The sequence below is a fragment of the Maribellus maritimus genome, assembly GCF_022267315.1.
GTDB lineage: Bacteria > Bacteroidota > Bacteroidia > Bacteroidales > Prolixibacteraceae > Draconibacterium > Draconibacterium maritimum.
In genome coordinates, this window is the sequence record NZ_JAIKLE010000110.1 from 1 (window position 1) to 2,331 (window position 2,331).

1 protein-coding gene is annotated in these 2,331 nt (G+C 43.2%); it reads left to right on the plus strand.

Going from position 1 to position 2,331, the window contains the following annotated elements; translation table 11 throughout:
• Nucleotides 1-2,331 (plus strand): GH92 family glycosyl hydrolase (locus K5G00_RS29110; RefSeq protein WP_238770082.1); only part of this gene is annotated, 2,331 nt, incomplete at both ends.

Consider the following 2,331-nt stretch of genomic DNA (forward strand, 5'->3'; position numbering starts at 1 on the left):
CTGCTAAAAAGCAACCCGGTATTGAAGATTTAACTGTTTATGTCAATCCTTTTATCGGGACACACAAAGAGGGACATACCTTTCCCGGGGCATGTCAGCCATTTGGGATGGTGCAACTAAGCCCCGACAACGGTTACAAAGGAGTAAAGGCATACAATTATGCAGAGGAATCGATTCTGGGATTTAGTCATACCCATTTGAGCGGAACAGGCCCGTATACGCTAACCAACTACAACAATTTTTTGATTATGCCCACCGTGGGTGAGTTAAAGGTTTTTCCGGGAGTAAAAAAAGACCCCGACAGATTAGCAAGACAAAGAGTAAAAGAGATTCGGGATAATTTTTCTGTTAAGGAACAGCAGGTAATAGAACAAATGTCGTCGCGGGAAAGAGAACAAAAAAATAATGCGCTTTTTCAGGACGAAAAACAAAAAGTGCTGGATGAATTGAAAAAGCAGGGCTACGATACTTCAAAAAAAATCAAAGGCTATGAATCGGATTACAGTCACGATGAGGAGGAGGCCAGCCCCGGTTATTATGCAGTTAATCTGAAGGACTATAACATCAAAGCGGAACTGACTGCAACCAAACGCGCCGGCTTTCACCGGTATACTTTTCCTGAAACCGATGAAGGCCATATCATCATTGATGTAACCCATTCGATTACCCCCGGTCGCGATGCATCTGTTAACATCCTGAACGAAACCCAAATGGAAGGTTACGTAACCGGAGACATGGAAGGTAATTATACTCGTCCGCTCACTTGTTACTTTTTTGCCGAGTTTAACAAACCATTTACTTCATACGGAACCTGGAGGGAAGAAAATATTTACCACGACCTCAATGAAATTTCGGGCGACAAGGGTGTTGGCGCTTTTGTCAATTATTCAACAACACAAAACGAGCAGGTTTTACTAAAAGTTGGGATTTCTTTTGTTAGTATTGAAGGAGCCAGAAAGAATCTGGAAGCCGAAATACCACACTGGGATTTTGACCGGGTCAGGGAAGAAGCAAAAGAGGCCTGGAATAAGAAGCTTCATAAGATAGAAGTTCAGGGAGGCACGGAAGATCAGAAAACCAGTCTTTATACCTCTGTTTATCATGCACTGATGTTTCCGCGAACCTTTTCGGATGCGGATGGCAGATATTACAGTCATTTTGATAATTCAGTACATAAAATGGAGAGTGGCGATTATTATGTCGATTTTTCACTATGGGATACCTACCGTGCAGAGCATCCCTTGCTGGCTTATCTTGAGCCGGAAAAACAAAATGAAATGATTCGTACGCTTTTGGAAATGTATGATCAGGGGGGACGGCTTCCTTTGTATGTGAGTTACAAAAATTATTACATGAAGGTGATGATTGGCGATCATGCAACTTCCGTAATTACGGACTCTTATATGAAGGGGATTCGCGATTATGATGTTGAAAAAGCATATGAAGCGATGCGGAAAAATGCAACGGAGCCGGGAGAGAAAGAGAGCAGCCGAACGGGCCTGGAGTACTATGTGAACCTTGGTTATACTCCGGTGGATAAAGTTCGTGAGTCAGTTTCGGTTACGATGGAATATGCTTACGATGACTGGTGCGTGGCAGAAATGGCCAAAGCTTTGGGGAAAGCCGGGGATGTTCAGTTGTTTTCAGAAAGAGCAGGGAGTTACGAGAACTTATATGACAAATCAACCGGTTTTATGCGCCCGAAAAAAGCTGATGGTTCCTGGCTTGAGATGTGCAGGGAAGCCCCTGAAATTATTCGAACCAAAGAAAACCAATACTACAGTTGTTTTGATCCGCTTTGGGTAGGTGTAAGTCCAAGTCGCTATTATACGGAATCAAATGCCTGGCAGTATTTGTGGCATGTGCCTCACGATGTGCAGGGTTTGATAAATTTAATGGGGGGAGAAGAAAATTTCGTAAATAAACTGGATACACTATTTACAATGAGACCCGATGAAACCGGTCCGGAATACGCGCCGCTTTACAGTAAAATCGGGCAGTATGTACATGGAAACGAGCCCGTGCATCATGTGGCTTATTTGTATAATTATGCCGGCAAACCCTGGAAAACGCAAAGATGGGTTCATCAGATTATGAAACAAAAATACCTGGCAGCGCCCGACGGATTGTGCGGCAACGATGATATGGGTCAAATGTCGGCGTGGTATATTTTTAGCGCCATGGGATTTTATCCTGTGGCACCGGGGCAAAATGTTTTTGCAGTAGGAACCCCTTTGTTTGAAGAATTGACTTTGGATTTGGGCGAATTTTATAAGGGCAAGAAATTTACAGTTAAAGCGCGTAATGTTTCAGACGAGAATTTTTATATCC